At 68.9% G+C, this 22,119-nt stretch carries 18 protein-coding genes and 2 pseudogenes; 8 read left to right on the plus strand and 12 right to left on the minus strand.

Annotated features, from left to right (window positions below; all coding sequences use genetic code 11):
* Nucleotides 1–92: 92 nt before the first annotated feature.
* Nucleotides 93–1,055, plus strand: a complete 963-nt coding sequence (locus ACIPSA_RS46625) for a hypothetical protein (protein ID WP_402647170.1) — start codon at nucleotides 93–95, stop codon at nucleotides 1,053–1,055.
* Here ACIPSA_RS46625 and ACIPSA_RS46630 read toward each other — a convergent pair.
* From ACIPSA_RS46630 to ACIPSA_RS46665, 8 genes are all read right to left on the minus strand, one after another.
* Nucleotides 982–3,264: a protein kinase gene (locus tag ACIPSA_RS46630; protein WP_402647173.1), complete on the minus strand. Its 2,283-nt coding sequence runs from the start codon at nucleotides 3,262–3,264 to the stop codon at nucleotides 982–984. The two genes, ACIPSA_RS46625 and ACIPSA_RS46630, sit on opposite strands and share 74 nt — an antisense overlap.
* A 209-nt stretch (nucleotides 3,265–3,473) precedes the next feature.
* Complete coding sequence (locus ACIPSA_RS46635; protein ID WP_402647175.1) at nucleotides 3,474–3,872, minus strand: hypothetical protein; 399 nt, start codon at nucleotides 3,870–3,872, stop codon at nucleotides 3,474–3,476.
* On the minus strand, nucleotides 3,872–4,147 hold the full coding sequence (locus tag ACIPSA_RS46640) for a hypothetical protein (RefSeq protein ID WP_402647178.1): 276 nt from the start codon (nucleotides 4,145–4,147) through the stop codon (nucleotides 3,872–3,874). Before ACIPSA_RS46640 ends, ACIPSA_RS46635 begins: the two co-directional genes overlap by 1 nt.
* Nucleotides 4,148–4,426: 279 nt before the next feature.
* Nucleotides 4,427–4,567 (minus strand): hypothetical protein, encoded by a 141-nt coding sequence (locus ACIPSA_RS46645; RefSeq protein ID WP_402647180.1) that lies wholly within the window; start codon nucleotides 4,565–4,567, stop codon nucleotides 4,427–4,429.
* 141 nt (nucleotides 4,568–4,708) lie between these two features.
* Nucleotides 4,709–4,864 carry a hypothetical protein gene (locus tag ACIPSA_RS46650; RefSeq protein ID WP_402647182.1) on the minus strand — a complete coding sequence of 52 codons (156 nt, stop codon included), beginning with the start codon at nucleotides 4,862–4,864 and terminating at the stop codon, nucleotides 4,709–4,711.
* A complete protein-coding gene (locus ACIPSA_RS46655; RefSeq protein ID WP_402647184.1) occupies nucleotides 4,861–6,957 on the minus strand; it encodes a hypothetical protein in 2,097 nt (698 codons plus the stop codon). The genes ACIPSA_RS46650 and ACIPSA_RS46655 overlap by 4 nt, the downstream gene beginning before the upstream one ends.
* A gap of 260 nt (nucleotides 6,958–7,217) precedes the next feature.
* Nucleotides 7,218–7,454, minus strand: a complete 237-nt coding sequence (locus ACIPSA_RS46660; RefSeq protein WP_402647187.1) for a hypothetical protein — start codon at nucleotides 7,452–7,454, stop codon at nucleotides 7,218–7,220.
* 448 nt (nucleotides 7,455–7,902) lie between these two features.
* Nucleotides 7,903–10,053: a P-loop NTPase fold protein gene (locus ACIPSA_RS46665; protein ID WP_402647189.1), complete on the minus strand. Its 2,151-nt coding sequence runs from the start codon at nucleotides 10,051–10,053 to the stop codon at nucleotides 7,903–7,905.
* 439 nt (nucleotides 10,054–10,492) lie between these two features.
* Here ACIPSA_RS46665 and ACIPSA_RS46670 point away from each other — a divergent pair.
* The 5 genes and pseudogenes from ACIPSA_RS46670 to ACIPSA_RS46690 all read left to right on the plus strand — a co-directional run.
* Nucleotides 10,493–10,996, plus strand: a pseudogene (locus tag ACIPSA_RS46670) (transcriptional regulator); the annotation flags it as partial.
* A gap of 10 nt (nucleotides 10,997–11,006) precedes the next feature.
* Nucleotides 11,007–11,562, plus strand: a pseudogene (tpg, locus tag ACIPSA_RS46675) (telomere-protecting terminal protein Tpg).
* Nucleotides 11,563–11,765: 203 nt separating this feature from the next.
* Nucleotides 11,766–12,887, plus strand: coding sequence for a pentapeptide repeat-containing protein (locus ACIPSA_RS46680; protein WP_402647192.1), 1,122 nt, complete (start codon nucleotides 11,766–11,768; stop codon nucleotides 12,885–12,887).
* A 595-nt stretch (nucleotides 12,888–13,482) separates the two neighbouring features.
* The gene (locus ACIPSA_RS46685) at nucleotides 13,483–14,283 is read left to right on the plus strand and encodes a hypothetical protein (protein ID WP_402647194.1); all 801 of its coding nucleotides are present in this window, start codon (nucleotides 13,483–13,485) and stop codon (nucleotides 14,281–14,283) included.
* A 141-nt stretch (nucleotides 14,284–14,424) separates the two neighbouring features.
* The gene (locus tag ACIPSA_RS46690; RefSeq protein ID WP_266699160.1) at nucleotides 14,425–14,652 is read left to right on the plus strand and encodes a hypothetical protein; all 228 of its coding nucleotides are present in this window, start codon (nucleotides 14,425–14,427) and stop codon (nucleotides 14,650–14,652) included.
* Nucleotides 14,653–14,891: 239 nt separating this feature from the next.
* On the opposite strand, the gene ACIPSA_RS46695 is transcribed toward ACIPSA_RS46690, so the two are convergent.
* Nucleotides 14,892–17,591, minus strand: coding sequence for a Helicase associated domain protein (locus ACIPSA_RS46695; protein ID WP_402647198.1), 2,700 nt, complete (start codon nucleotides 17,589–17,591; stop codon nucleotides 14,892–14,894).
* Nucleotides 17,592–17,898: 307 nt separating this feature from the next.
* Here ACIPSA_RS46695 and ACIPSA_RS46700 point away from each other — a divergent pair, with 307 nt between their 5' ends.
* Together ACIPSA_RS46700 and ACIPSA_RS46705 are read left to right on the plus strand one after the other, a co-directional pair.
* Nucleotides 17,899–18,363, plus strand: a complete 465-nt coding sequence (locus ACIPSA_RS46700) for a hypothetical protein (RefSeq protein ID WP_402647200.1) — start codon at nucleotides 17,899–17,901, stop codon at nucleotides 18,361–18,363.
* Nucleotides 18,364–18,370: 7 nt separating this feature from the next.
* Entirely contained in the window at nucleotides 18,371–19,399 is a 1,029-nt protein-coding gene (locus tag ACIPSA_RS46705; protein ID WP_402647202.1) for a hypothetical protein, read from the plus strand.
* Nucleotides 19,400–19,503: 104 nt separating this feature from the next.
* On the opposite strand, the gene ACIPSA_RS46710 is transcribed toward ACIPSA_RS46705, so the two are convergent.
* Genes ACIPSA_RS46710 through ACIPSA_RS46720 form a run of 3 tightly spaced genes read right to left on the minus strand, consistent with a single transcriptional unit; the run spans nucleotide 19,504 to nucleotide 21,511 of the window.
* On the minus strand, nucleotides 19,504–20,688 hold the full coding sequence (locus ACIPSA_RS46710; RefSeq protein WP_402647203.1) for a hypothetical protein: 1,185 nt from the start codon (nucleotides 20,686–20,688) through the stop codon (nucleotides 19,504–19,506).
* Nucleotides 20,685–21,263, minus strand: a complete 579-nt coding sequence (locus ACIPSA_RS46715) for an RNA polymerase sigma factor (protein ID WP_402647205.1) — start codon at nucleotides 21,261–21,263, stop codon at nucleotides 20,685–20,687. Before ACIPSA_RS46715 ends, ACIPSA_RS46710 begins: the two co-directional genes overlap by 4 nt.
* Nucleotides 21,260–21,511: a hypothetical protein gene (locus ACIPSA_RS46720; RefSeq protein WP_402647208.1), complete on the minus strand. Its 252-nt coding sequence runs from the start codon at nucleotides 21,509–21,511 to the stop codon at nucleotides 21,260–21,262. Before ACIPSA_RS46720 ends, ACIPSA_RS46715 begins: the two co-directional genes overlap by 4 nt.
* Nucleotides 21,512–22,119 lie beyond the last annotated feature (608 nt).

The raw sequence follows: 22,119 nt of genomic DNA on the forward strand, positions 1-22,119 counted from the left end.
TCCCCCATGGCCGGAAGCTGCCGAGCTGATCCGCCCCGCATCATGCGGCAGCGATCGCCCATAGTCCGTTGTGGCGGTGGCGAGGTATCGCAATGCTCTTCGTTCTGCTCGGCGTGCCGGAGATGGCCGCGCTGGGCGGCATCACGGCCTCCACCCTGCAGGGCTACATCTCCCGGGGCGAGAACGACGTGCCGCCGCCCCAGGCGACCGTCGGCAGCCGGGCCCAGTGGTCCCGCCCGGTCGCCGAAGACTGGGCAGAAGCCCGGCGCCGCTCCTCCGAGGGGCTGCGGGAGGCCATGTCGGCCAGCGGCCGTCACCGTCTCGCCCCAGGGGCGGCCCAGATCCGCGACCGGTTCAGCGAGAGCTTCTTCGGCTTCCTGTGGAAGCGGCCCGACATCCGCAAGCGCTGGGTCCTGCGGCAGCGCAACGAGCCGAGCGTGCGGGAGGTGGCCGACCAACTGGCCTTCGAGGTCGCCGACAGCCTCCGGCAGATCATCCCGACCGACGCCCTTGGACCGACCATCCGCCACGCCGTCCTGGAGGACTTCGCCACCTCACTCCGCGGCGCCGAACGCCGGGGCGGTGAGCTCAAGGCCTTCGACCTCATCCTGTCGGTGCCCCTGGCGAAGATGCTCGGCTGGTTCATCCAGCACTTTCCGACCTCGGCCCAGTGGTACATCGGCGAAATCATGAGCGAGGCACAGCAGCAGCTCGACATCCCCGCCCAGGTGACGGGCGAAGCGCTGCGGCGCTCCGCGATCACGACGGGGAACTCGACACGCAGGCTGCGAAGGAGTTCTTCTCCCGTGTCGAGCCGCGCGAACCGGAGGGCTGAGACCCGCCACCGAACACGAAGAAGGGCGGAGGCCAGCGACAGTGGCTTCCGCCCTCCCCTCTCGGGCCAGGCTCGCATCATCCCTGTCGGCCGTTCGTCAGGTCCTGCAGGGTGCGGTACCACGTCTCCTCGAGGCGCCGACCGCTTCAGCCGGCCGTGCTGGTGCGTAGTGCCTGGCGTATGCGGGGGTCGGCGGCGCGGTCGTCGGCGACGTGGCTGAAGTGCTGGGCGGAGTCCGGGTGGTCGCGCAGCACGGCGGCGATGACGACTGCGGCCTGATCCTTCTGGGTTCGCAGCCAGGGAGTGATCTTGTCCTGGGCGCTCCACTGGTCCCATGCGCCGTCCCAGGTGCACATGGTGTGGGCGGCCTCCTCCAGCAGGTCCCAGTCGCGGTGGTCGGCGGCGTAGACGCAGATGCTGTGCAGCCAGATCACGACTGCGGCGGCGTCGCCGAACTGCACGATGTGGGTGTCGTCTCCGTGTACGTGCTCTGCCAGGGCGCGCAGGAGGCTGTGAGCTTGTGCGGGGTCTCGTGCGAGGGCTGGTCCGGCCTGCTGGGCGTCGAGGCGGGCGAGCACGCCGACGTGGAGTTCGTAGTCCTCGGGGTGGTCGCCGACCAGGGTCAGCAGGGTGTCGACGGCGGTCGAGTCGCCGTTGCCGGCGGCTTCGAGCAGCGCTTGGGCGGTCTGGAGGGGGTCCTCGGGGATGGCCGCGTGTTCGCGGTCGATCAGGGCGAGCAGGTCGCTGACGGTCTGGGGGCGGCGTTGCGGATCCTGATGGGTGGCGGCGCGGACGATGGTGCGCCACGGGCCGGGAGGGGGGAGCAGCGGCAGGTTGGTCTCCGGCAGCTTGCCGGTGAGGGCCCAGGCGATGACTCTGCCGATGCTGTAGATGTCGCTGGACGCTGTGGCTTCGTGGGGTTTCCTGAACAGTTCCGGGGCGGCGAACCCCTCGGTGCCGAGGAAGTGGCCGGTTCGGCCCGCTTTGGTGGTCTGGCCTCGCGGCCGGCGGACGATACCCCAGTCGGCGAGGGTCCAGCGGCCGTTGAAGAGGAGGATGTTGGACGGTTTGATGTCGCGGTGCAGCCAGTCATGCTCGTGTGCGGCGGCCAGTACCGATGCCAGGGCGTCGACCAGGGCGCGCAGCTCGGCCGGTTCCCGCAGCAGTTCTTGGCGTTGTGCGGCGGTCGCGTTCGCCCAGGGCATCACGAACCAGGTGTGGTCGGTGCTGAAGTCGAGAATCGGCATGGCGTGGGGATGGCCGTTGAGTAGCTGGCCGATCTCGATCTCGCGTCGCATGCGGGCCACTTGGCGTTCGGCCGGGTACTTGCTGTGCAGTTTTTTCAGTGCGACGGTCGTGCTGGTGGGCTTGTGTATCGCCTCGAATACGTCCGCCTGGCCCCCGTCCGGGACCGGCTCGCGCGGGCAGGCGTAGTCCTTGCGCTCGCCGCGAGCGGCACGGCGGACTGCGGCGTGGGCGTCCTGGCCGGATGGTGCGGACGGCGGGGCAGCTGGGGGAGCGGAGTGGGGGGTGCCGGGGTGTGCCGGTATCCGGCGGGCCTCGTACACCGGGTAGCCGCTGACGGTGCGTACCTCGGCGAGCTCGTAGCCATCGGGTGCCAGACGATCATTGACCACCGCCAGCAGTCGCCGGACCTCGACGGGGTCCGCCCGCACGGCGGGGTGGACCATTTCCGCGAGGAAGCGGAGCAGGACCTCGTCGGCGCCGTCGGCGAGCCCGAAGCGGTCGTCGCCGAAGACCCAGTCGTCTTCCCAGTCCTCGGGGTTGTTGTAGCGGTGCTGGACGATGTCGTCCTCGGCCGTGGTGAACCGCGGGTCGTGACTCTTCAAACGGCCCAGGTCGTACAGCCTGCGCAGGAAGGTGATCTCGTCCAGGCTGCCCGACCAGCTCGCCCCGGTGCTGCGCAGCGCGTCGAACAGGTGCCGCCGGGTGACGTCGGTGATGGCCGCCGGCGGCCCTGCGGGTATGTCGCTGCCCCTGAAGCGGCCGACGACGGTGTCGGCGGAAACGGACCGGAGCAGGGACGTGCCCATCACGCTCTCGGTGCGGGCACGGGCGAAGAGGTCCAGGTCGAAGGAGACATCGTTGAGAGCCCGCAGCACGGTGCGCTGCAGATCGGGACCCAGCTCGCGCAGCCGTTCGTAGTAGGTGTCTCTCAGCCCGAGCGAGAAGAAGGCCCCGTCCAGGGTCTCGAAGTCCTCCGGCAGCGGCGTCCTGGCCGGTGCCACCATGCCGAACCGGCCGATCTTGACCCCGCCGATCTCCCTGATCTCGCCGTCTGAATCGACACAGAGCAGCCGGAAGGTCGTCTTGAAGCTGTAGTCATCCCAGTCGTCCCGAACCAGGAAGGCCTGCCCCGGCACGGGGGAGACGGGCCGCCCGCGGACGGGCAGGACAGTGAACTGCACAGTTCCTCCGGAAGACACCTCGGGCCTGCGGCCGGGCACATCAGAACAGAAGACCCAACCGCCCTTGTGCGAGCGGCGCCGCTCCCGGCGAAGCACTGCCGGGCCCTTGGCAGGGGTCAGGCGGCGGCAGCCAGGCCCGGGGCAATGCGACGATCGTGACGGCAGAACAAGCGGGGGCGACCGTCTTCTGCTGCCAGGGCGGCGGACGGCTACTGGTCAGGGTGGACGGCTTGGACGCCGGTGCCCGCGTACGCCTTGGGGGTCAGGGTGAGCAGGTACCGCCCGGTGGGGTGGGCGGGGGAGGGGCGGGCGGCGTGGACGGCGTGGACGGCGGCCCAGGAGTGCCCGAAGCGCAGGAGTTCGGTGGCGGTGACCGCGGCGTCGGTGTCGAAGGCCTCGATGCGGATGAACCGCAGCCCCTTGATGTAGCCGAGCAGACCGGGCCGTTCGGCGTCGCCGGCCGTCAGGGAGAGCACCGGCGCGTACAGGTCACCGAGTCCGCCGGAGGCCTGGACGTAGAACGCGGCGACCGCCTCGTTGAACGGCTCCTTCGGGTCGTACAGCGCCGCGGCGGCCGTGTGGTCCAGGACGACCGCGATCGCCGCCACTACGCGGCCGCCTGCGGGCTGTGCGCGGCGCCGCCCAGACGCTCCAGCAGGGCCTTCGCCTTCTCCTCGGCCTCCGGGCTCGGCGCGCTGCCGAGGGCGGAAGTGAGCTCGGCGCGAGCCAGTTCGGCACGCTCCGCATACTCAGCCTGCGTCGGAGTGCCCTGCGCGAGATCCTCCACCAGGCCACGGATCGTGGTGCCGTGCTCGGCCGCCAGCTGGGCGAGCCGGTCCCGAGCGGCCGTGCTCACCTTGATACTCGTCTCGTCTGCTGCCATATCCCGACTCTACCGCGCCCCTCTACCGCAGGTAGAGGAAACGCGTGTCTGGATGACACCATGCTTCGGTAGTCCTGGCCACGCACGGAAGACCGCCTCGCAGGCGCCTCATGGCCCGGCAAGGGCGCCCTTCCGCATATGACTGGTACGCGAGATGTACGTCTTATGAGCGCTTCACAGGGTGCGGAGTGCATCGTGGTCCGGAGCCGGGCCACTGCTGTTAGGCGGCAGTGGCCCGGCCGGGCCCCTCGGGAACCGGGGGGCGACGTCCGACAGGGATCAGTTGCGCCGCGGCCGTGAGTGCTTGCGCAGTTCAGCCCGGCGCTCGAGGTAGCGGATAAAGGCGAGCAGCAGGTTGAGCTTGTGCTCGGACTCCTCGGATATCACGATCTTGGCCAGGCCGAGAACGAGCGAGACCACGAGCGTGGTGCACGGTCGGGACCACGGCTTTCCACGGGGCGTTGGCAATCGTCAGAGCCGTGACGACCGCGCTGCCGCTGACCATGCTCACGGCCGCTGGGCGGATCCCGCCGACGCGGGGCTGCTGCGGGGCGGGCGCGCTCACTGGTCCCGCCCCTCGGCACCGGCCCGCAGCAGCGCTCGGCCACGTGTCACCCGCACCGCCGACTGTGACCGTCCAAAACCGCGGTCCGCCGCGCCGACATCAGACACCGGCCGTGCCAGGCTCAGCACGGACAGCAGGAGACCGGTGCTCACTCGCCCTCCTCCTCGTCCTCGTGGAAGAGGAACGAGGCCTGGGACGGCCCGAACCGCAGGAGGATCTCCTCGACCTGGCGCAGCTGCGCGCGCAGGTCGTCGACCGTGTCCTCGTGACCGAAGACCTCCGGGCCACGGCTCTGGCGCATGCGGGCGAGCGTCCGCGCGGCCTTGCACGCGGAGGCGATGCCGCTCGAGAGCATCCGGCGCTGGCGCACGTCCTCCGCCTCCAGCTCCGGCGGCTCGCCGCTGTTCTTGGCGATGGTGGCCAGGGCCCTGGCCGGGGCGGCGGCGTAGACGAGGTCCCACTCGTAGTCGATGATGACCTGCTCACGGGCCTTGTCGAGCACGGGGTCGCCGTCGCGGACGGGCACGCCGTCGACCTCGCGGTCCTGGGTGTGGAACTGCTTGGGCAGGACGGCCGGGTCGGCGGCGACGTGGGCGCGGGCGATGGAGTGCAGCATCCGCAACCCCCCGGCGGTCTTCGACAGCACATCCAGCAGGTTCACGGGCGTGGCCCGGAAGGGCGCCGTACGGCTGTCTCGGGTGGTGCCCGCTTTCGAGCCGCGGTCCCGGGTGATGTAGCCGTCGAGGATGGCGGCGGTCCCGCCCAGCACGGTCAGCTCCGCCACCGCGCCCGCCTCGCCGGCCAAGGCGCGGTCGAGGAGGTCATCGAGGACCTTGGACGGCTCGCTGCCCTGGGTCAGGGACCACGGCTGCTTCCACACCCGGTCGGTGATCGTGCCGCCATTGCCGAAGGCCCGCAACGGCTGCTCGATGCCGTCCTGGCTGCGGTAGGCGGACAGCGCCATGGGCGCCAACCGCTCGCTGATGCGCTGCCGGTCGGCCCTGGCCAGCCCGAATTCCTGCTTAACCAGCTGGTTCATGGCGTATGCGCCCGGCCCGGCCAGCATCACGTGCTGATGGACCGCAGCCGACCACAGCCGGTGCGCGGGAATCCCGAGCAGCTCGTGCATCTCCTGCGCGTCGACGGTGCCCGACAGCACGTGGTACACGTCTGTGCTGATCCGGCCCTCGCACAGGGCGTGCCGGTAGACCCGCAGCATGCCCTGCGTGTTCTGTGCTACCCCGGTCCAGGGGACGACGTGGACGTGCAGATTGGCCAGCAGGTCGTCACGGGCCGCGACCAGGTCGGCCAGCGGCCCGCCGTCGTCGGCGCGCGCGCCGACGACGACGGTGGCGGGGAACGCGATCGTGTGGGCCTCCCGCCGCGTCGCCTCCGTCATCGTCGACGCCGCCAGGTTCTTGCGGGTACGCGCCGTCAGCTCACTCGCCCGCTGACGGGCCTGCCCCTGCTCCGCCCGGCTGCGTGTCCCGGGGTGGTCCAGCGAGCCGATGGCGGAGGCGATGCACGCCGAGATCGCGGCGTGGATGTCGCCGCCGGCCCGCGCCAGCCACATGCTCATCAGCCGGCTGTTGCCGTCGCCCGTGACCAGGAAGGTGTCCTCGCTGCGGTCGTCGTACACCACGCGCATCACGAACAGCGTCAGCGGCTCCTTCACCCCCTGCTGGAGCACGCTCTGGGTGTAGTCGTTCAAACCCTTCTGGGCGTGATACGTGCGGTACATGCTCTCGGCGACCGCCTGGGCCAGCGCCTTGCGGTTCCGCATGCGGACGGTGAAGACCGCGAACGGCTCCCCGCTCGCCGGATCGAGGAGCGTCTCGTACACGGTGGACTGGAACGTGGAGGGCACCACGTCCATGGCCGTGTGGACCTGGGCCGCCCACCTCTGGTTGATGATGTCCGGAAGGACGTCCAGGTCGAGGTAGCGGGAGTGCGGCGCGGTCGCATACAGCGTGCCCCCGACGACCGGCTTGGCCGTCAGTAGACCGAACGGCTCAGCGGCCAAGAGCGCCTGCAGCCGCAGCGGGTCGACCGCGCCCGAGGTGACGGCGTTCGCCGCCGCCTCATCCAGCGAAACGTCCGGGTGCGCGAGCAGCGCCTTACGCGCCCTGCGGAGCCTGGCCACCGGCTGCGGGTCCGCCACCGCTTCCGGCCGGCGCAGCAGGGGCGGCAGCCCATCGTCGTGATCGAGCCCGTCCAGGCCCGCTGAAAGGTCCGATGAAGTCATGGTCCTGCCCTTCCTGGTACGTGCGCAGCAGGAGGGCGTGAGCCACTGCTTCCACTGCGCGTCGTCCACAGGGGGCGACGTGCGCCGTCACGCATCGTCAGACGGCTCTCATGCCGCGTGAACACAACGTGTCGTCCGGCGTTCCACGGCAGTCAGGCGAGCTGCTGGTCAGATCGGTCCGATAAGACCGAACATTCCCCTTCGATGGACGCTCGGTCTGCGAGGACCGAACGCTCATCGCCACGGGGGCCAGCCGCTCTTCATGCGCCAGTGCCCATCCAGGCGATCAGTGGGCCGCCGTAGTCGACCGCGGCCAGGGGCCCCAGCCAGGCCCGCCCCGTCCGCTCCCCGGGCCGCCGGCAGAACGCCCCGTCGGCAGGCGGCGACCGCGGACGCCCCGCTCCGCTGTCGTGCCACGCCAGCTCGGCCATCCCCGGGTCCAGGAGGGCCTCTGCGACGGCCACCACCTCGGGAAAGACGACCGCATCCCGCCCCACGGCCCGCCACCGCTCCAGTTCGGCCCCGGCGTTGCCGCCTGCGAGCTGGTCCAGGCGGTGCGGCCAGAGCTCTTCCCGCTCCCAGTGCAGGGCCTGGTCCCACCACCGACCACGGCCTGCGCCAGGCCGAACACCCGCCCCGCCTCCACACCGGCCCGGGCTGCGCGCCGGGCCACCTGCGCCCACCGCCGCTGCGCTGCCACGACCTCCGGCAGGCCGCGCAGATCCAGGTACTCCAGTGGCTGGTCGGTGTGAGTGGGTGTGTTGGTGGCATTGGGTGGGTGTCAGCAGGGTGGGGGTGCTGAGTGCCTGGTCTAGGGGCTCGTGTGTGGGTTGGTTCGCTGTCATGGGGTGACCAAGCGGCTGCTGTTTTCTGACCTGTGTGGGGTGGGTCGGCTGTCGTGGGGGTGGCCGTTCCTATGGGTGGGCCGGGGTGCGGGGGGTGGGTTCAGGAGGGGGTGTCGGGGGTGGCTTGGTGTTGGTCGGGTCGGCGGTCGCGGAGTGCTTGGAGGATGTTGGTTTGGTGTTGGTCGGTGGGGGGTGGGGTGTCGGGGGAGTTGTTGAGGAGTGGCGTGAGGCGGGTGTAGAGGTCGTCGTGGGTGAACAGGGCGTCGAGGCCGGCCCAGGTCTCGTTGTCGATGAGGGGGAACGGGAACTGCTGGGGCGTGATGAGTGCGGCCAGGAGCGGGAGGAGTTCCCATCCGTGGTCGAGGCGGTCGCGTAGCCAGGTGCGGATGCTGGCGGGGTCGGTGTGGCGCCACATCCAGATCAGGGTGTCGTCCTGCTCGGTGATGTCAGAGGCGGGCCGTCCGGCGGCCGGTGCGAGGTGTTCGGCCAGACGTTCGGTGAGGGCGTCGCGGGCTTGGGCGGCCCAAGGTTCGGTGGTCGTTGAGTGTTCGGAGGCGGTGTCGTCGGGGTTGGTGGCGCTGTGGAGGGTCCGGGTGGCCAGGACTGCTCCGTCAGGGGTGGCGGCCATGGCGGCCACGACGGAAGGGCGCTCTTCAGGAGGCAGGTCGAGAAGGAGGCTCGGGGTGAAGGAGCGCACCCGCCGGTCTGCGCCCAGCAGGCCCATCGCTTCGGGTTGCGCGGTCAGTTGGCCGTAGTTGTCGGCCATGGCCTGGAGCAGCGCGGCCGCGGGTACCGGGATACCGTCGGCGCGCAGTTGGTCGATGCGCCGGACGATGCGGTGGGTGTCTTCTCTGAGCCGGAGCAGCAACTGTGCGGCCTCATCGCCCTCAGCTCCTGATGCCATTTGGGCGAGGGCCTGCTGGAAGATGGCTTCTGGGAGGTCGTCTTCGGGGACGGTGAAGACGACGTACCGGTCGAAGTAGTCCTGGCTGCCGATCCCGCGTCGGCGCGCCGCGGCACGGGGGTCGCCGCCGTTGCCGACGGCCTGCTGGACTGCGGGGAACAGCAGGCCAAGCAGCCCGAGCATCCCGTCGATGTTGTCCTGGGCAACACCGGCCTGGCGTAGGCGTTCCTTCCACCGCTCGGCGCGTTCACCGGGGCTGGAGTCGCGCTGCAGCGCCGGGTCGATGCTGGTGCCGGTCAGTTCGGCGCGGTGCCGTCCCAGCATCCGGTAGGCGCCGGGCTCGCTGGTCCGCAGGAAGGTGACGATCAGGAAGTCGACGATGTCGACCTCCCCGGCCAGTGAGCCGAGCGTCGCGCCGGCCTGGCCGAAGTAGCGCTTGATGGACCGCGGGGTCCTCAGCCGGTCCTGGAGGTGACGGAAGTACGCCTCGGCGAAACGCTGCTCCTGGTCCGCAGTCATGGACACCACGTGGGAGTCCAGTAGTGCGTTCAGGAGGCGCGTGGTCATAGCGGCGATGTCGCGGTCGCGGAAGGCCGGGAGGTCGAGCCGGACCTGGATGAGCTTTTCCAGGAATTCCTGGGCGCGCTGGTCGTTCGAGCCGACCAGGTCGGTCCGTTGCAGGACGTCCAGCAGGGTCTGTTCGTCGAAGCTGATCAGGTAGTACACGTTCGGCAGGTGGCCGACCAGGCGGATGAGCTTGAAGACGACCAGCAGTTCCTCGGGGGTGAGCCGGTCAAGGTCGTCCATGACCATCAGGACCGGCAAGGCCGCCTGGCGCAGGGCCGCTTCGGCGGTGCGTTTGGCGGCCGAGGCGCTGGTATCTCCGGCTATCCGGTCGGCTACGTGGTTGATCAGCTCCGAGGAGTCCAGGCCGAGCAGCCCCGTGAGCTTGCCCAGCGGACTGATCGACTGGCCGAACGCCCCGATCTTCCTTCGCAACTCGGACCACTGGTTCCCGTCGGGGAGGGCGGCGCGGATCTCGCTGAACAGGGCCAGCGTCAGCGATTCGAGGTCCGCGTATATCCACGGGTTCAGTTCAGCGACCGACCATCGGTTGGTGTCGGTGGCGCCGGCCGCGTTCTTGAGGTGCTGGATCGTCATCTGCAGGACGGACGATTTACCGGAGCCCCAGGGCCCGATGAGCGCGAGGACTCCGGACTCGCTCTGCTCGCGCACCTGGTGGAGGAGTGCGACAGCGTGCTGGGCGTACTGCTGGCGCCCCAGAAGGTCAGGAGCGTTGGTGCTCCCGTCGACAGGATCGTCGTTGAAGAATCTTTCCCCGGCCATCGGCCCATCGTGCCCGACTGTGCATCTGCGCTGCTGCCTGAATGGGGGCGGCGAGGAGGTGCCCGCCGACTGCTGTCACGGGGTGACCGGGTGGCTGTCACGGTGTGGTTAGCAGGTCACGGTCCAACTGTGTTGGGTTTGCCTGTTTCTGTACGGGTGGGTGGCCGGGGGCGGGTGGGGTTGGCCGTGTGACGGTTTTACAGACCCCGGTGGGGGAGGCGGTGCCGGGTCCGGCTGGTCCGGCGGAGGCCGGGCGGGTGGAGCGGGCGGTGGATCGGGGTGAGGGCGGTCTGTCGTCGTTGCACGTGCGGATCGCGGCTGGTTTGGCGGGGGTGACGGAGCGGACGGTGTGGCGGTGGCTGGCCGAGGGACGCGAGGGGCGGGTGGAGGCGCGGCCGCGGCAGGGCGGGTTTGTGGTGGGCGACGCCTTGTGGGAGGTGCTCACCCAGGCCGGCGGGAACGTCGCCGAGCACTGGCGATCGTGGTGTCCGCGATCAAGGCGACGGTGAAGGGCGGCATCGGCAAGCTGCGCGAGCGTCCGCGCGGCGAGGGCTGGAAGCCCGGGCAGCCATGGCGGGCCCTTGCCCGGCCGACGTGGCGCCCGGACATCCGCGCCGCGGTCGTCTCCCGCACGCGGAGCAACATGCACCGCAAGATCGTCAGGCATGCCGCCTTTACCGGGCAGTACCCCGTCGCGATCCTGTCCGACTGCGCCGTGTACGCGGCCGACGGGCCGTCGCCGCTGGACTTCCTGCCCTACCGGGACGGCAAGCCCCTTCCGGGCGGCTTCAAGCTCGGCGTGAACCCCGGGCTGGTCAAGTGGGAGGGAACCCAGAGCGTGCTGTGGGGCGAGGGCGTCCGCGAGCAGTTCAACGCCCCAGAGCTCAACCTCGCCCGATACATCAAGGACGGCATTGTCACCGACCAGGACACTGGGGAGTAGGTAGACCACGATGAGCATGTTCGGGGACGGCCTGGACGCCGCGGTGCAGAAGGCGTTCACCCGCCCGGTGCCGAAGTCGGCCGGCGCGCAGATGCGGTACCTGGTCAAGCAGTACAAGGGCACCAAGGCAGTCGCCCAGATGCTCCGAGTCTCGCAGCGGACCGTGGAACGGTACGTGAAGGACCAGATCAAGAAGCCCCGTAAGGACCTCGCGGAGCGCCTGGAACGCGAGGTGAAGAAGCGCTGGCAGCCGCAGATCCTGGCCAAGGCCAAGCAGACCGCGGCCACCCAGGGGCGGCATCGTCATCGACACCCGCGCCCGCTTCGGCTTCACCGCCGCCCCCGGCACGACCGACGATGCCCGGCTGCGCCACCTCACCCTGGCCCTCCCGCCCCATCATGCAGCCCGCCTCTTCGATGCTCGGGAAGCCGGCGCCACAGAGGACCAGGTGCGCCAGATCGCGGCCGAGGCCCTGGGTGAGGTCTACTTCCGCGACAGCGGCCGTCGCGCCCACGGCCTGGAAGTGGAGTTCACCGACCTGGAACACCTGGAGTTCGACCTCTGATCCACCGTGACGGCGCGAGCCCCGGACCAGCCGGTGTGACTGAGCGCTTCAGCTGGCCATTGAGCGCGACAGTTGGCCGGTCGACCGCAAAGCGGGCCTGGAGGTCAACTGCACGTTCTCGTCATGTGCGAACCCATGGAACGCGTTTGAACGACGCAGGGAGCGTTGCAACCGGCAGCAATGCTGAGAGAGTCCTCCGGTGTGTGAGCCCTAATCTGCCCGGACGCCGTACCGAGCGGCGCAGCCTGCGACTATGGCCTGTCGGCACCGCACTTGGTCTGGCTTTCCTTGCCGCCATCGCCGTGGCGGCGGGGGTATTTTTCGCGGGGTGGCGTCTACTGGGAGCTCAGGGATTGACCCCAGAGCACCGGCTCACCTCGGAGACTCTGTTCGACCTGGTGAAGCTTTCCTTCGGAGTGGTCGCCGGCGCTGGTGCTTTGGTGGCTCTGGTCGTGGCCTACCGACGCCAGCGCGTAGACGAAGACGGCGCCCTGCGCGATGCCACCCGCCTGCACACTGAGCGCTTCGCCACAGCGGTCTCTCAGCTTGGCGAGGAATCCGCAGCGGTACAACTGGGCGGCGTGCACGGCCTAGCCGCCCTGGCCGATGATGCTCCCACCCGTGACCTGAGACAGACGTGTATCGACGTCCTGTGCGCCTATCTCCGGCTGCCCTACACCGCCGAGGCCGACCTCCCGTCGGGTGACGGGGGCGCCTGGCGGGCGTACTTGGCCCTACGGGAAGTCCGGCACACTGTCATCCGCCTAATCCGCGACCGTCTCCGCCTTCCCGGCGGGCATCCTCAGACTTGGCAGGGACACGACCTGGACTTCACCGGGGTGGTCTTCGACGGCGGAGACTTCAGTCGCGCACGGTTCACCGATGGCCTCATAAGCTTCGCTGCCGCGCGGTTCACCGGCGGCGCAGTCCTCTTCGACGAAACGCTTTGGAGCGGCCAAGTCGACTTCACCGACGTGCAGTTCAGTGGCCAGGTCAGTTTCATGAACGCGACCTTTGCCGGAGGTGAGATCAACTTCCTGCGTGCACGGTTCGAAAGCGCTTGTGAGGTCCACTTCGAAGCCGCACAGTTCCTCGGCGGCGCAGTGCGCTTCGTAAACACGCATTTCGCTGGCGGTGACGTGGCCTTCAACGGAGCAAGCTTCATGTCAAGCGAGGTTCACTTCGACCACGCTTATTTCACCGGCTCCATAGTCGACTTCAGGGGTGCCCTCGGTCCAGCACCGGGAGGCCTGGTGCCTTCAAACGGGCAACCTCTGCCAATCGACTTGCACCTGCCCCAACACTGGTATCCGGCGACACCCTGACTTGCACTTGGTCCCGGGCGCCACTGTGATGTCTACACAGAGTGGCCAACTGGAGCGCGCAGTCACAGCCGGTCTGGCGCTCGCTCGCGTGTCCGACTGGGGCGGCATCACGTGCTCCATAGCCCCCTCCCGCCCCCAGCGGCCTGGCCGAGGCGCGCACGGAACGGCTGTCGGCCAAGGGGTCGCCGTACGGCCCACTGGGCGCCTCCGAGCGCGAAACGACCCTCCCCGTCGGAGCAGTGCTTGAAGGGCGCTCAGATGGCCGCCTGCGGACTCGTGTTGTGGGCGCCGGCGGCACGGGGCCAGGGGGCGCGAAACGGGTCGGCGGGCCGGAAGAGCGAGGTGGTCGGTCGGGTCCGCCGTCGTGCCGGGACGGTGGCGGCCGGACATGCGGGTTGTGGAGCTGAGGCGTACCCCCAAGTAGTTATCCCAGTTGACCTTTCACCTGGGTCTCTCACCTTGGATCTGTCACATGGCTCTTTCAGCGGCCATCACATACACCCGCTGGGCCGTTCATGATCAGCTGTTGGTGCGTCAGCTCTCGGGAGGCTGGATCGTTTGGGGTTAGAGGGCTCAACTGGCTACCTTCTGGTGCATGAAGACGACGACGCCTGCCAAGCGGGACATGCAGGAGACGACCGCGACTGGGCGGGACACGCGTACGGCGGTCCTCACCCGTTCGATCCGGGCCAACGTGCCGCTGCGCAAGACCTTCGTCCAGGCGAACAGGGGGGCCGCCAGCCGCCATGGGCCCCTGAAGGACTTCGTGACCGGGAGGGACCTGCGGGGCCTCAAGGCCTACCTGATCATCGTGGCCGCGTGCAGCAACGGGGACAACGGCTGGTCGACCACGCACGACAGCGCTGTGTGGGCGCGGCTGATGGATATCCACGAGACCGCGACCGATCAGTCTGCCCGCACCGGTGCCTGGAGGACCCTGCGACGGCTGCAGGCGCGCAAGCTAATCGAGTGCAGCCGCAGCGGGACCATGATCACGGTCACTCTCCTGCGCGAGGACGGCAGCGGGAAGCCCTACGACCGCCCTGTGGGCGACGCGGAGGAGAACCGCTTCCTGCAGATCCCGACCACGTTCTGGACGCTGGGCCGTGACGAGGATCTGGACCTGCCGGGCCTGGCCCTGTTCTTGGTCGTCGCCCGCGAGAAGAACGGGTCGACCTTCCCCGCGGACAAAGCCCCCGAGTGGTACGGCTGGTCCCCCGACACCCACGAACGCGGGTTGAAGAAGCTCGTCGCCCTTGGGCTCGTCGAGCGACGCGAGCACCGCACCAAAGCCCCCCTCTCTCCGCTCGGCTTCACCATGGCCCACAAGTACCAGCGCACCGCCATCACACGGCCACGCAAGCCCAGGAAGACGGCCGCACCTGCTGGGCTGTGATCCCGGTCGACTTGCGGGCCTAACCCCGCAGTCTCGCACTCTGCTGTCCGCCTGGCACCCCGTGACGCAAGGGGTGCGGGCGCCTCATGCTCCGCGTTCCGCCTGCGGACCGTCCGCAGGCATCCCAGGGAGGGAACCCTCATGTCCACCGCTACCAACCAGTCCCAGCAGCCGCCGGCCACGCAGCCCTCGGGCACGGACCCCGTGCTGCTCCTGGTGCTGGGGATCGTCTTCGGCCTGGTCCTGGGCGCCACGCTCTACCTGTGCCTGGTCCACCCCTCGTTGACCGGTCCGATCGGGGCGGTGGGCGGGGTGGCCTCGGCGCTGGTTGCCGCGTTCGCCGTGGCGTTTGCCCTCCGCCGGCGCTGACGACCGGCGAGCTGGGACGCTGAGATTGTCAACAGCAAACCCCTTACGGGGGTTTTGGCCAGCGGGAACCATGGTGGGCATGACCTCTTCCACCACTTCGCACGGCCGCGTCCAGGTCTGCATCCAGACCGTCGGCACCCTGCACCCCGGGGCCCCTGTGCGGCAAATCTGCTGACGGCACGAGGCCCCCAGGACGCTTGTCCTGGGGGCCTGGCTGTGTACTTCGCTGACCATCCGATTCACCGCCCGGCTGGCACCGCTGCGGCTCTTGCCCAGGGCACGCCCAAGGCGGCGAGGGCGGCCTGCTGCTCGTGGGTGAGTTTGTCGCGCCTCGCACGGGTGTTGGAGACCCATACGCCCAGCTTCACGATCACCGGCTCGCCGTCGACCGCGATCTGCTCACTGTGGCCGCGTGGTACAGGCCGGTGGGCGCCTTCCCGCTTCACCCACTGCGCGAGGGCCGCCAGGCCCCGCTGAAAGGCCGCTGACGTCTTCCCCGTAGCCTTCCGCGCGCCTTTTGGGGCGGGGACGGTCCGCTCGGCGGGCGCCACGCCGAGCGCCGACAGTCGCTGCTGCTGCTCTTCGGAGAGTTCTACCCAGTTTCGCCGTTGCTGGATGAGCCACTTGCCCAGGTCATCTCCCTCGAATGTCACGCCAGGGGCGATGTCGGGGAGTCGGCCAGCACGTTCGTCGGCTGCCAAGGCGGTGAGGATGTGGTAGAGGCGTTGCCAGTCGAGTGGCCAGGGGCAGTTCCAGTCCGGGTCGATGGCGGTCAGCTGTGCGGCCCGGGCGGCGGCGCGCTCTGGGTTTTTGCCGAGTCCGTGGGGGCGGCGGAGGTTGGCGATGAGCTGGCCGATGGGGATGCTGGTGCCGTCCGGTCCGTCGGGGTCGGGGCCTTCCCACTGGGCGTCTTGGCGTGGGGCGAGGTGTCCGTGGGCGTGGTGGTAGGAGCGGAGGACGGCGAGGCGGTTTTCCCAGGCTTCTTCGCCGGGTTCCCAGACCATGCCTTCGGCGTCGAGCTGCTTGATCCGGTGGGTGTCGAGGTCGCCGGTACGACGCGCTTTGCGCTGCTGGTGGACCCATCGTCCGAGGGGGAAGGTGTCGGTGATGCCGACGGTGACTTCGGTGTCGTAGGGGACGGTGTGCAGGCCGGTGATGTGGTGTTGGGCGCGCCAGCGTCTGAGGGCTTGGTAGCCCTCGAGCCACACCCGTGATTCGGGCCGGTAGACGCGGCTACGGAGGAAGGCGGCGATGGTGGCGGGATCGCGGGGGGTGGAGAAGTGCAGCAGTGCCGACTGTGTACCGCCTCCGGTCTCGTCGGTCGAGCCCTCGCCCTCGGTGCCGGCTGGGGTGGCGATGATGCGTCCGTCGGTGTCGCGCTGGAGGTGGATTTTGCGTTGTCCGCTGGTGGTGGCGGGGGAGGCGAGATCTTCGACGAGGTGTTCTGAGTGGGAGCGCAGGCCGTTGAGGACGGCGACCAGGGGCGCATAGGAGGCGCTGGCGACCATGTCGGTGGGGTTTTCGCCGGGCTGGAGGAAGACGGGTACGAGGATCCGTGCGGTCTTCGTCGTCCCGTCCGGGTTCGGCCTGAGCGCTCTGCCGATGTTCTGGACGATGTCGACTTGGGAGCCGCGGGTGTCGGCGAAGCAGATGGCTTCGACGCCGCGTGTGCCGACGATGTCGACGCCTTCCCCGAGGACCCGGACGGAGGCGAGGAAGGCGCGATGCACGCGCCGCCCGTCGGCGTCCATGCCGTTGGCGAACTGCCGGATGGTCTCGCGCCGCTCGGCGACGAGGTGGTCGCCGCACAGCCATGCTGACCAGACCCGGTGGGGCGGGACGTGGCGTCCCTGGTCGAGTTCGTAGAGGCGGGCGTCGATCGACGACGGCGGCAGCTGTTCGGCGGCCGCGAGGGCCTGCTCGGAGACGGCCTCGTTCTCGTACAGCTGGGCGGCCGTCTTCGGGAGGTTCTCGGCGAGTGCGGCGGCTTCTTCCACGCGGTGGTGGAAGGTCATGATCGTCTTGAGGTTGTGCTTGGCGGCGTGTTCGAGGAGCGCGGTCTGGAGCAGCGCGAGGCGTCGGCCCCGCGCGGCCTCCCCCGAGGCCTGCGTGTCCTCGCGCATCGGGTTGGGGTCGTGGATTTCGAGGACGTCGATTTCGAAGGGGGCGAGAATGCCGCGTTCGATGGCTTCGGACAGTCCGAGTTCGTAGATCCATTCGCCGTAGGGGCCGTCGGGGTCGGAGGTCATGGAGGCGATTTCCAGCTCTTCGCCGGCTGCGCCGCGTACGGGTTGGGGGGAGGCGAGGATGCGGGGGGTGGCGGTGAGGTAGAGCCGGTAGTCGATGGGGATGCGGTTCTGGTCGTGGATGGCGGCCCAGGGCCGTCCGAGGTCGCCGGCGGTGCCGTGGGCCTCGTCGACGACCGCGAAGTCGAAGCTGTTCATGGTCTGCCCGTACAGCCGCTCTCCGCCTGCCAGGGCGGCTTCCAGCGGCCCGCGGACCATGGCCCGGCCCGTTGGGTCTTCGGGGTCCTCTCGGTCCACGAGGGAGGCGTATGTGGCCAGGACAACGACCGGTCCGGATCCGGCCCACAGGGCGAGTTGGATCGGGTTGGTGGTCGTGCGTACTTCGAGGTTGTCGAGGACGGCGTCGTTGTCCAGCGAGCATACGGCGACCATCGGCGCGGTGTGGCCCACGCGCCGCCATGCTTGGGCGGTCTGTACGAGCAGGTCGAGGGTGGGCACCGTGACGAGGATCCGTCCGCCTCGGAAGCACTCCAGGGCGGCCGCGGCGGCGGTGTAGGTCTTGCCGGAGCCGGTGGCGGACACGAGCGTGGCGCGCGCGCCCTGGGCGGGCACCGGTGATCTTGCAGGGAATCCTGTCCATTTAAGGACCCGTGAATTCGCGTCTACCTGGTGTTCCCGGAGCTGAATGGGCATTCGTCGACCTCCCTTCAATTACTTTATGCGATGGATTTCTCTGGCGGGCACCCCGTGAGCAAGCGTAGGCGTCGGAATCGTCGTTCCCGACGAGGGCCTGGGGGAGGTGTGCTTCCGTGAGGTCGGCCGTCGTGCCCGGGCGCCTGCTGGCTGAGTGCGTCGGCATGGGGGAGTTGGTTTGCTGGGCTCTGGGCCCTGGCTTGTCTGGTGGCTCGTGAGGCTGTAGCACTGCGGGAGGGTGCGTTTGAGTACGGTCGGGGTGTTGCTTCGGCCGGGTCGAAGGGGGGGGAGGGAGCCTGTGCTTCCGGTGGAGCTTGCTGTGGTGTACCTGCTGGCTGGGCTGATCCGTCAGGCCCAGCGAACAGATGGGCGGGCGGACACAGAGTTAGACGCGGCCCTGGATCGGTTGCTTGACCTGGTGAGCGGCAAACTGGGGCAGGATGATCCGGCCCTGGAGCGGGCTCGCGAGGAGGTGATCAGCGAGGAAGCACCTTCGCGGCGCACTCACCTGAGGCTGGCCTTTTCGCTGGAGGACGCTGCTGAGCGCGATCCAGACTTCGCGCAGGCGCTGGAACATGTACTGACGGACCTTCGAGCCGCCGGGGCAGCCGAGCGCGACGAGCATGCGGGCGAAGTGACTGCGTCTGGCGACCGCGCTGTCGCGGCGACGGGATGGGCAGTCGTCACGGGCGATTTTGTGACAGTCATCCCAGGTGAGGCCGTCACGGGGCCGCCCGGTCCTCCTTTTGGGGACGACGAGGAAGACGACTGACGGCGCGATGGGCGATATCGCGAAAGGGGCGTTCAGTGGGGCTTGGTCGCTGCTGGTCGGCTGGATCCTGCCTACTGCGGTCAATCTCGGTGTCTTCCTTCTCTGTGTCTGGCCTACTTTGCGTACCACCTCTTACGTCACCGGCACCTGGCCTGCCCAAGGCCCAAAATCCTCACTGCTGCTGCTCACCGGTTCGGTCCTGATAGGCCTGGTTTTCTTTGCTCTGCGGACCGCGCTCTACCGGCTGCTTGAGGGTTATCTGCTGTGGCCGAGCCGGCTGGCTGCGTGGAGCTGCGGCCGGCACATCCGCGCGAAGCAGGTCCTCAAGAAACGGCGCAGCCTCATTCTGCTGGCGAACAAGGAACGCCGCGGAGTGGCGCTTTCTCCGGCGGAGCAGACGCGGCTTTCCGGGCTGCGTGCCGACCCGCAGCTGCGGCGCCACCGTGGCGGTGACGAGCGGCGCAATATGGTGCGGCGGGCGTTGCTGGGGGAGCGGCTGCGGCGCTATCCCGTGGACGACGAACAGATCACACCCACGCTGCTCGGCAACGCCATCCGGCGGTTCGAAGAGTACGGCTACAACCGCTTCCGCCTGGACAGCCAGGTGCTGTGGGACGAACTGGTCGGTGTGGCACCGGACCCCGTACGCCGCCAGACCGAGACGGCACGGACGAACGTCGACTTCTTCATCGCCCTTCTCTACGGGCATCTCCTCGTCGCTGCCGCGGCGTTCGGTGCACTGTTCGCCGCCTCCACGAACACGGCGCTGCTGCTCAGCACCGGACTGGGACTCACCTCTCTTGCACCTGTCTGGTACCGGTGCGCGATCGCGGCCACCGACGACTGGGCGTCCGCGGTCCGCGCCTTGGTGAACCTGTGCCGCAAGCCGCTCGCGGAGTCACTGGGACTGACCCTGCCGGACAAGCTTGCGGACGAGCGCGACATGTGGACCAAGGTGACCCGCCTGGCGCTCCGCCCCTATGGGGCCGACTCCGACGCGCTAGACACGTATCGCAGCAGACCCACTGGGTCCTAGGCGCTGACCGGGCTTCGAGCACGCCAGCACCCTGGTTGGTATACGGGGACGCGGTCGGCCGGTTAGAACGCGCACGCGAACTACGTGGCTCAGTCTTGTGGGGTTCATCCCCGGTCGGCGAAGTCGTGGATGGTTGCAGTGCCGGATTGGACGGTCCAGTTTCCGCTGCCTGGTGGTGTCTCCTCGGAATGGGTCTTGAGGAGTTCGACGTCCATGGTCTTGGGCCACCGTGTTGTGTGCTGCGACCAGCGCACTCCGTCGAGGTCGACGTCGGCCAGGTTGGTGGTGCGCAGATCGGCTGTGGTGAAGTCGTCCAGGAAGGCGCGTACCGAGTCCGTGTCGAGCGGGGGTGGGTCCTGGAGGAGGGCCAGGCCGATGGCTCGGCGGACTTCGTCGGTGCGGACGTCGATGACGGCTTTGGCGAGGATGCGGGAGTGGGCGGGGTTGAGGACGATGTCCGGGGCGGGGTTGGGGTTGAGGGCGTAGGCGCAGTTGAGGGCATCGTCGAGGCCGCGGGCGATGTCGTGGTGGTGGGCGTGGTTGAGGGCACGGCCGACGCTGAGGATGCGGTTGAGATCCTCGGCGCGATCGAGAGCGCGCTGGAGGGCGAGGGTGCGATTGAGGGCCAGTGCGTGGCTGATTGCGAGGACGATGTCGAGGGCGCGGTTGAGGGCGTCGTCGGGATCGTGAGTTGGACTGAAGACGCGGTCAAGAGAGCGAGCGAGGTCGAGGCCAACGCTGAGGGCACGGTCATATTCGCTGCCTGGTGCCAGGCCGGAGCTGAAGGCGCGCGCATCCTGGATGTCACGGATCAGGTTGCGGATCAGGTCGCGTCCGAGGCTGGCGACGTGGGCGCGGGCATAGCCGAGGTCGAGGTAGACGCCGTGTTCCTGGTCGAGGCGGAAGCCGATGACGAGGGCGCTGGTGAGGGCGTCGCTGGCTGCCTTGACGTCGGGGTGGTTGCGCAGGGCCATGCGGTCTGCCGGGCTGGCTGAAACCGGAAACTCGTCTGTGCCGGCGTGGCCATGTGCCGTGTCATTGGCATCGCGCGTAGTGGCTGGCGGGCGCTCGGTCGTGGCAGGCAGGATGTCGGCGAGGCCGGCTTCGGTGTTGAGGATGGTGTCGAGGTCGTCCACGGCGCTGTTGTGGCGGGAGTGGAGCAGGATCTCGTGCAGGCCGGCTTCGACGTCGAGGGCGTCGTCCAGGGCGTTGGTCACGGCGTGCTGGTGCTGCTCGAGCCAGAGCTTCACGGCCTGGTCGCGGGGGTCGTGTTCGGGGTGGTGGGTCACTGGTCCTCCTCCCGTGCCTTGAGGTAGGCGGCTGCCGCGCGGCGGGCTTTTTTGAGGTTGGCGCGTACGGTTTCGGCGGTGAGGCCGAGGTGGCCGGCGATGTCGGTGGGGGTGAAGCCGGCCAGGGTCCAGGCCAGGACCTGGCGCTGGCGGGGCGGCAGGCTGCGCAGCAGGGGCAGCGCGTCGTGTCCGGCCTCCCACTCGGCGATGGCATCCGGGCGGGGCAGCAGCGCTGTCGGTTCGGGCACTTCGTCGACGGGCTCCTCCTCGGTGGAGGCGATCTTGCGGACCAGCGCGCGGGAGGCAACCGTGTACACCCATGCTTTGGGTGTGTGCAGGTCGTTCCAGCGGTGGTAGGCGCTGGTCATGGTGTCCTGGGCGATGTCTGCGGCGACGTGCACGGTGGCGCCCTGGTTGACCAGGAAGCCCACCAGGGGACGGATGGTTTGGCGGTAGAAGGCGGAGAACTCCTCGTCTGTCTGCTGCCGTAAGCGCTGGCGTGACTCGAGCGGGCCGGGGCGCGTCGGTGCGGCCGCGGGCAACTCGGTGCCGTCTGCTGGGTCGTGGTCGCTCACGCTGCCTGGTCCTCCCCGTGAACCGGAGTATGGGTGATCTTCAACCGTAGGCGGTGGCCGTTGGCGTGCTGGTCGTCCAGCTCCAGCCGGCCACCGCTGGCTACTGCCTCGGTGACGCCCAGAAGGTACTGGTGCCGTGCCTGCTCCCGACGGGCCCGCCAACGCAGGCGCAGCCAGAGCCCGAACAGGGCACAGGCCTTGCCGGTGACGACAGACCCAATCGTGATCACGGCCGTGGTCGTATCCATCAACGTCCCCTCTCCTCCTTTACAACGCGGTTTTGAAGCGGACCCGCTGGAGTTAGGAGGTTGAGCGCGCCTTGATCGTGAACTTCTGCTCCCACCAACTTTGCGGCTGGCGGGAGTTGGCGAGTAGGGGCAGGAGAGGCAGGTCCTCGGGCAGCTGGCATCCCCAGGACGGGGCAGGCTCAGCAGGCCGAGGCCGGGCAAGGGCTCCGAATCAGCTGGATTCCATGAGATCGACAGGTTGACTTGTACGCGCGATAGGTTCGGGGATACGGAATCCTGTCCACTCAGGAGGCGTTCCGAGGGTATGTCTCTGTTTTGCCAATGCTACATGTGCATCAAAAGGTCGACCTTGAGTGAATCAGACCCTGCCTGTGATCGGGGGATCGGACCACCTTCTTTGGCCGGTCCCCCAGCGCGCCTGCCTGCCCGTCACCGTTCCCACTAGTGCGGCCCGAAGGGCCCCTGGTGCGGGGGAGCGGAGCGGGCCCGCTCCAGGGGCCTGGAGCGCAGCGGAGGGCCGTGCGGGGCTTTGCCCCGCTACTCCGGGAGCGGAGCGGACGGAGTGTCAACCTGCTGGCGAAGCCAGCGGGTTGACGCGGGGCGCGGAG

This window comes from Streptomyces sp. NPDC086549, assembly GCF_044746205.1.
In the GTDB taxonomy this organism is placed as follows: Bacteria; Actinomycetota; Actinomycetes; order Streptomycetales; family Streptomycetaceae; genus Streptomyces.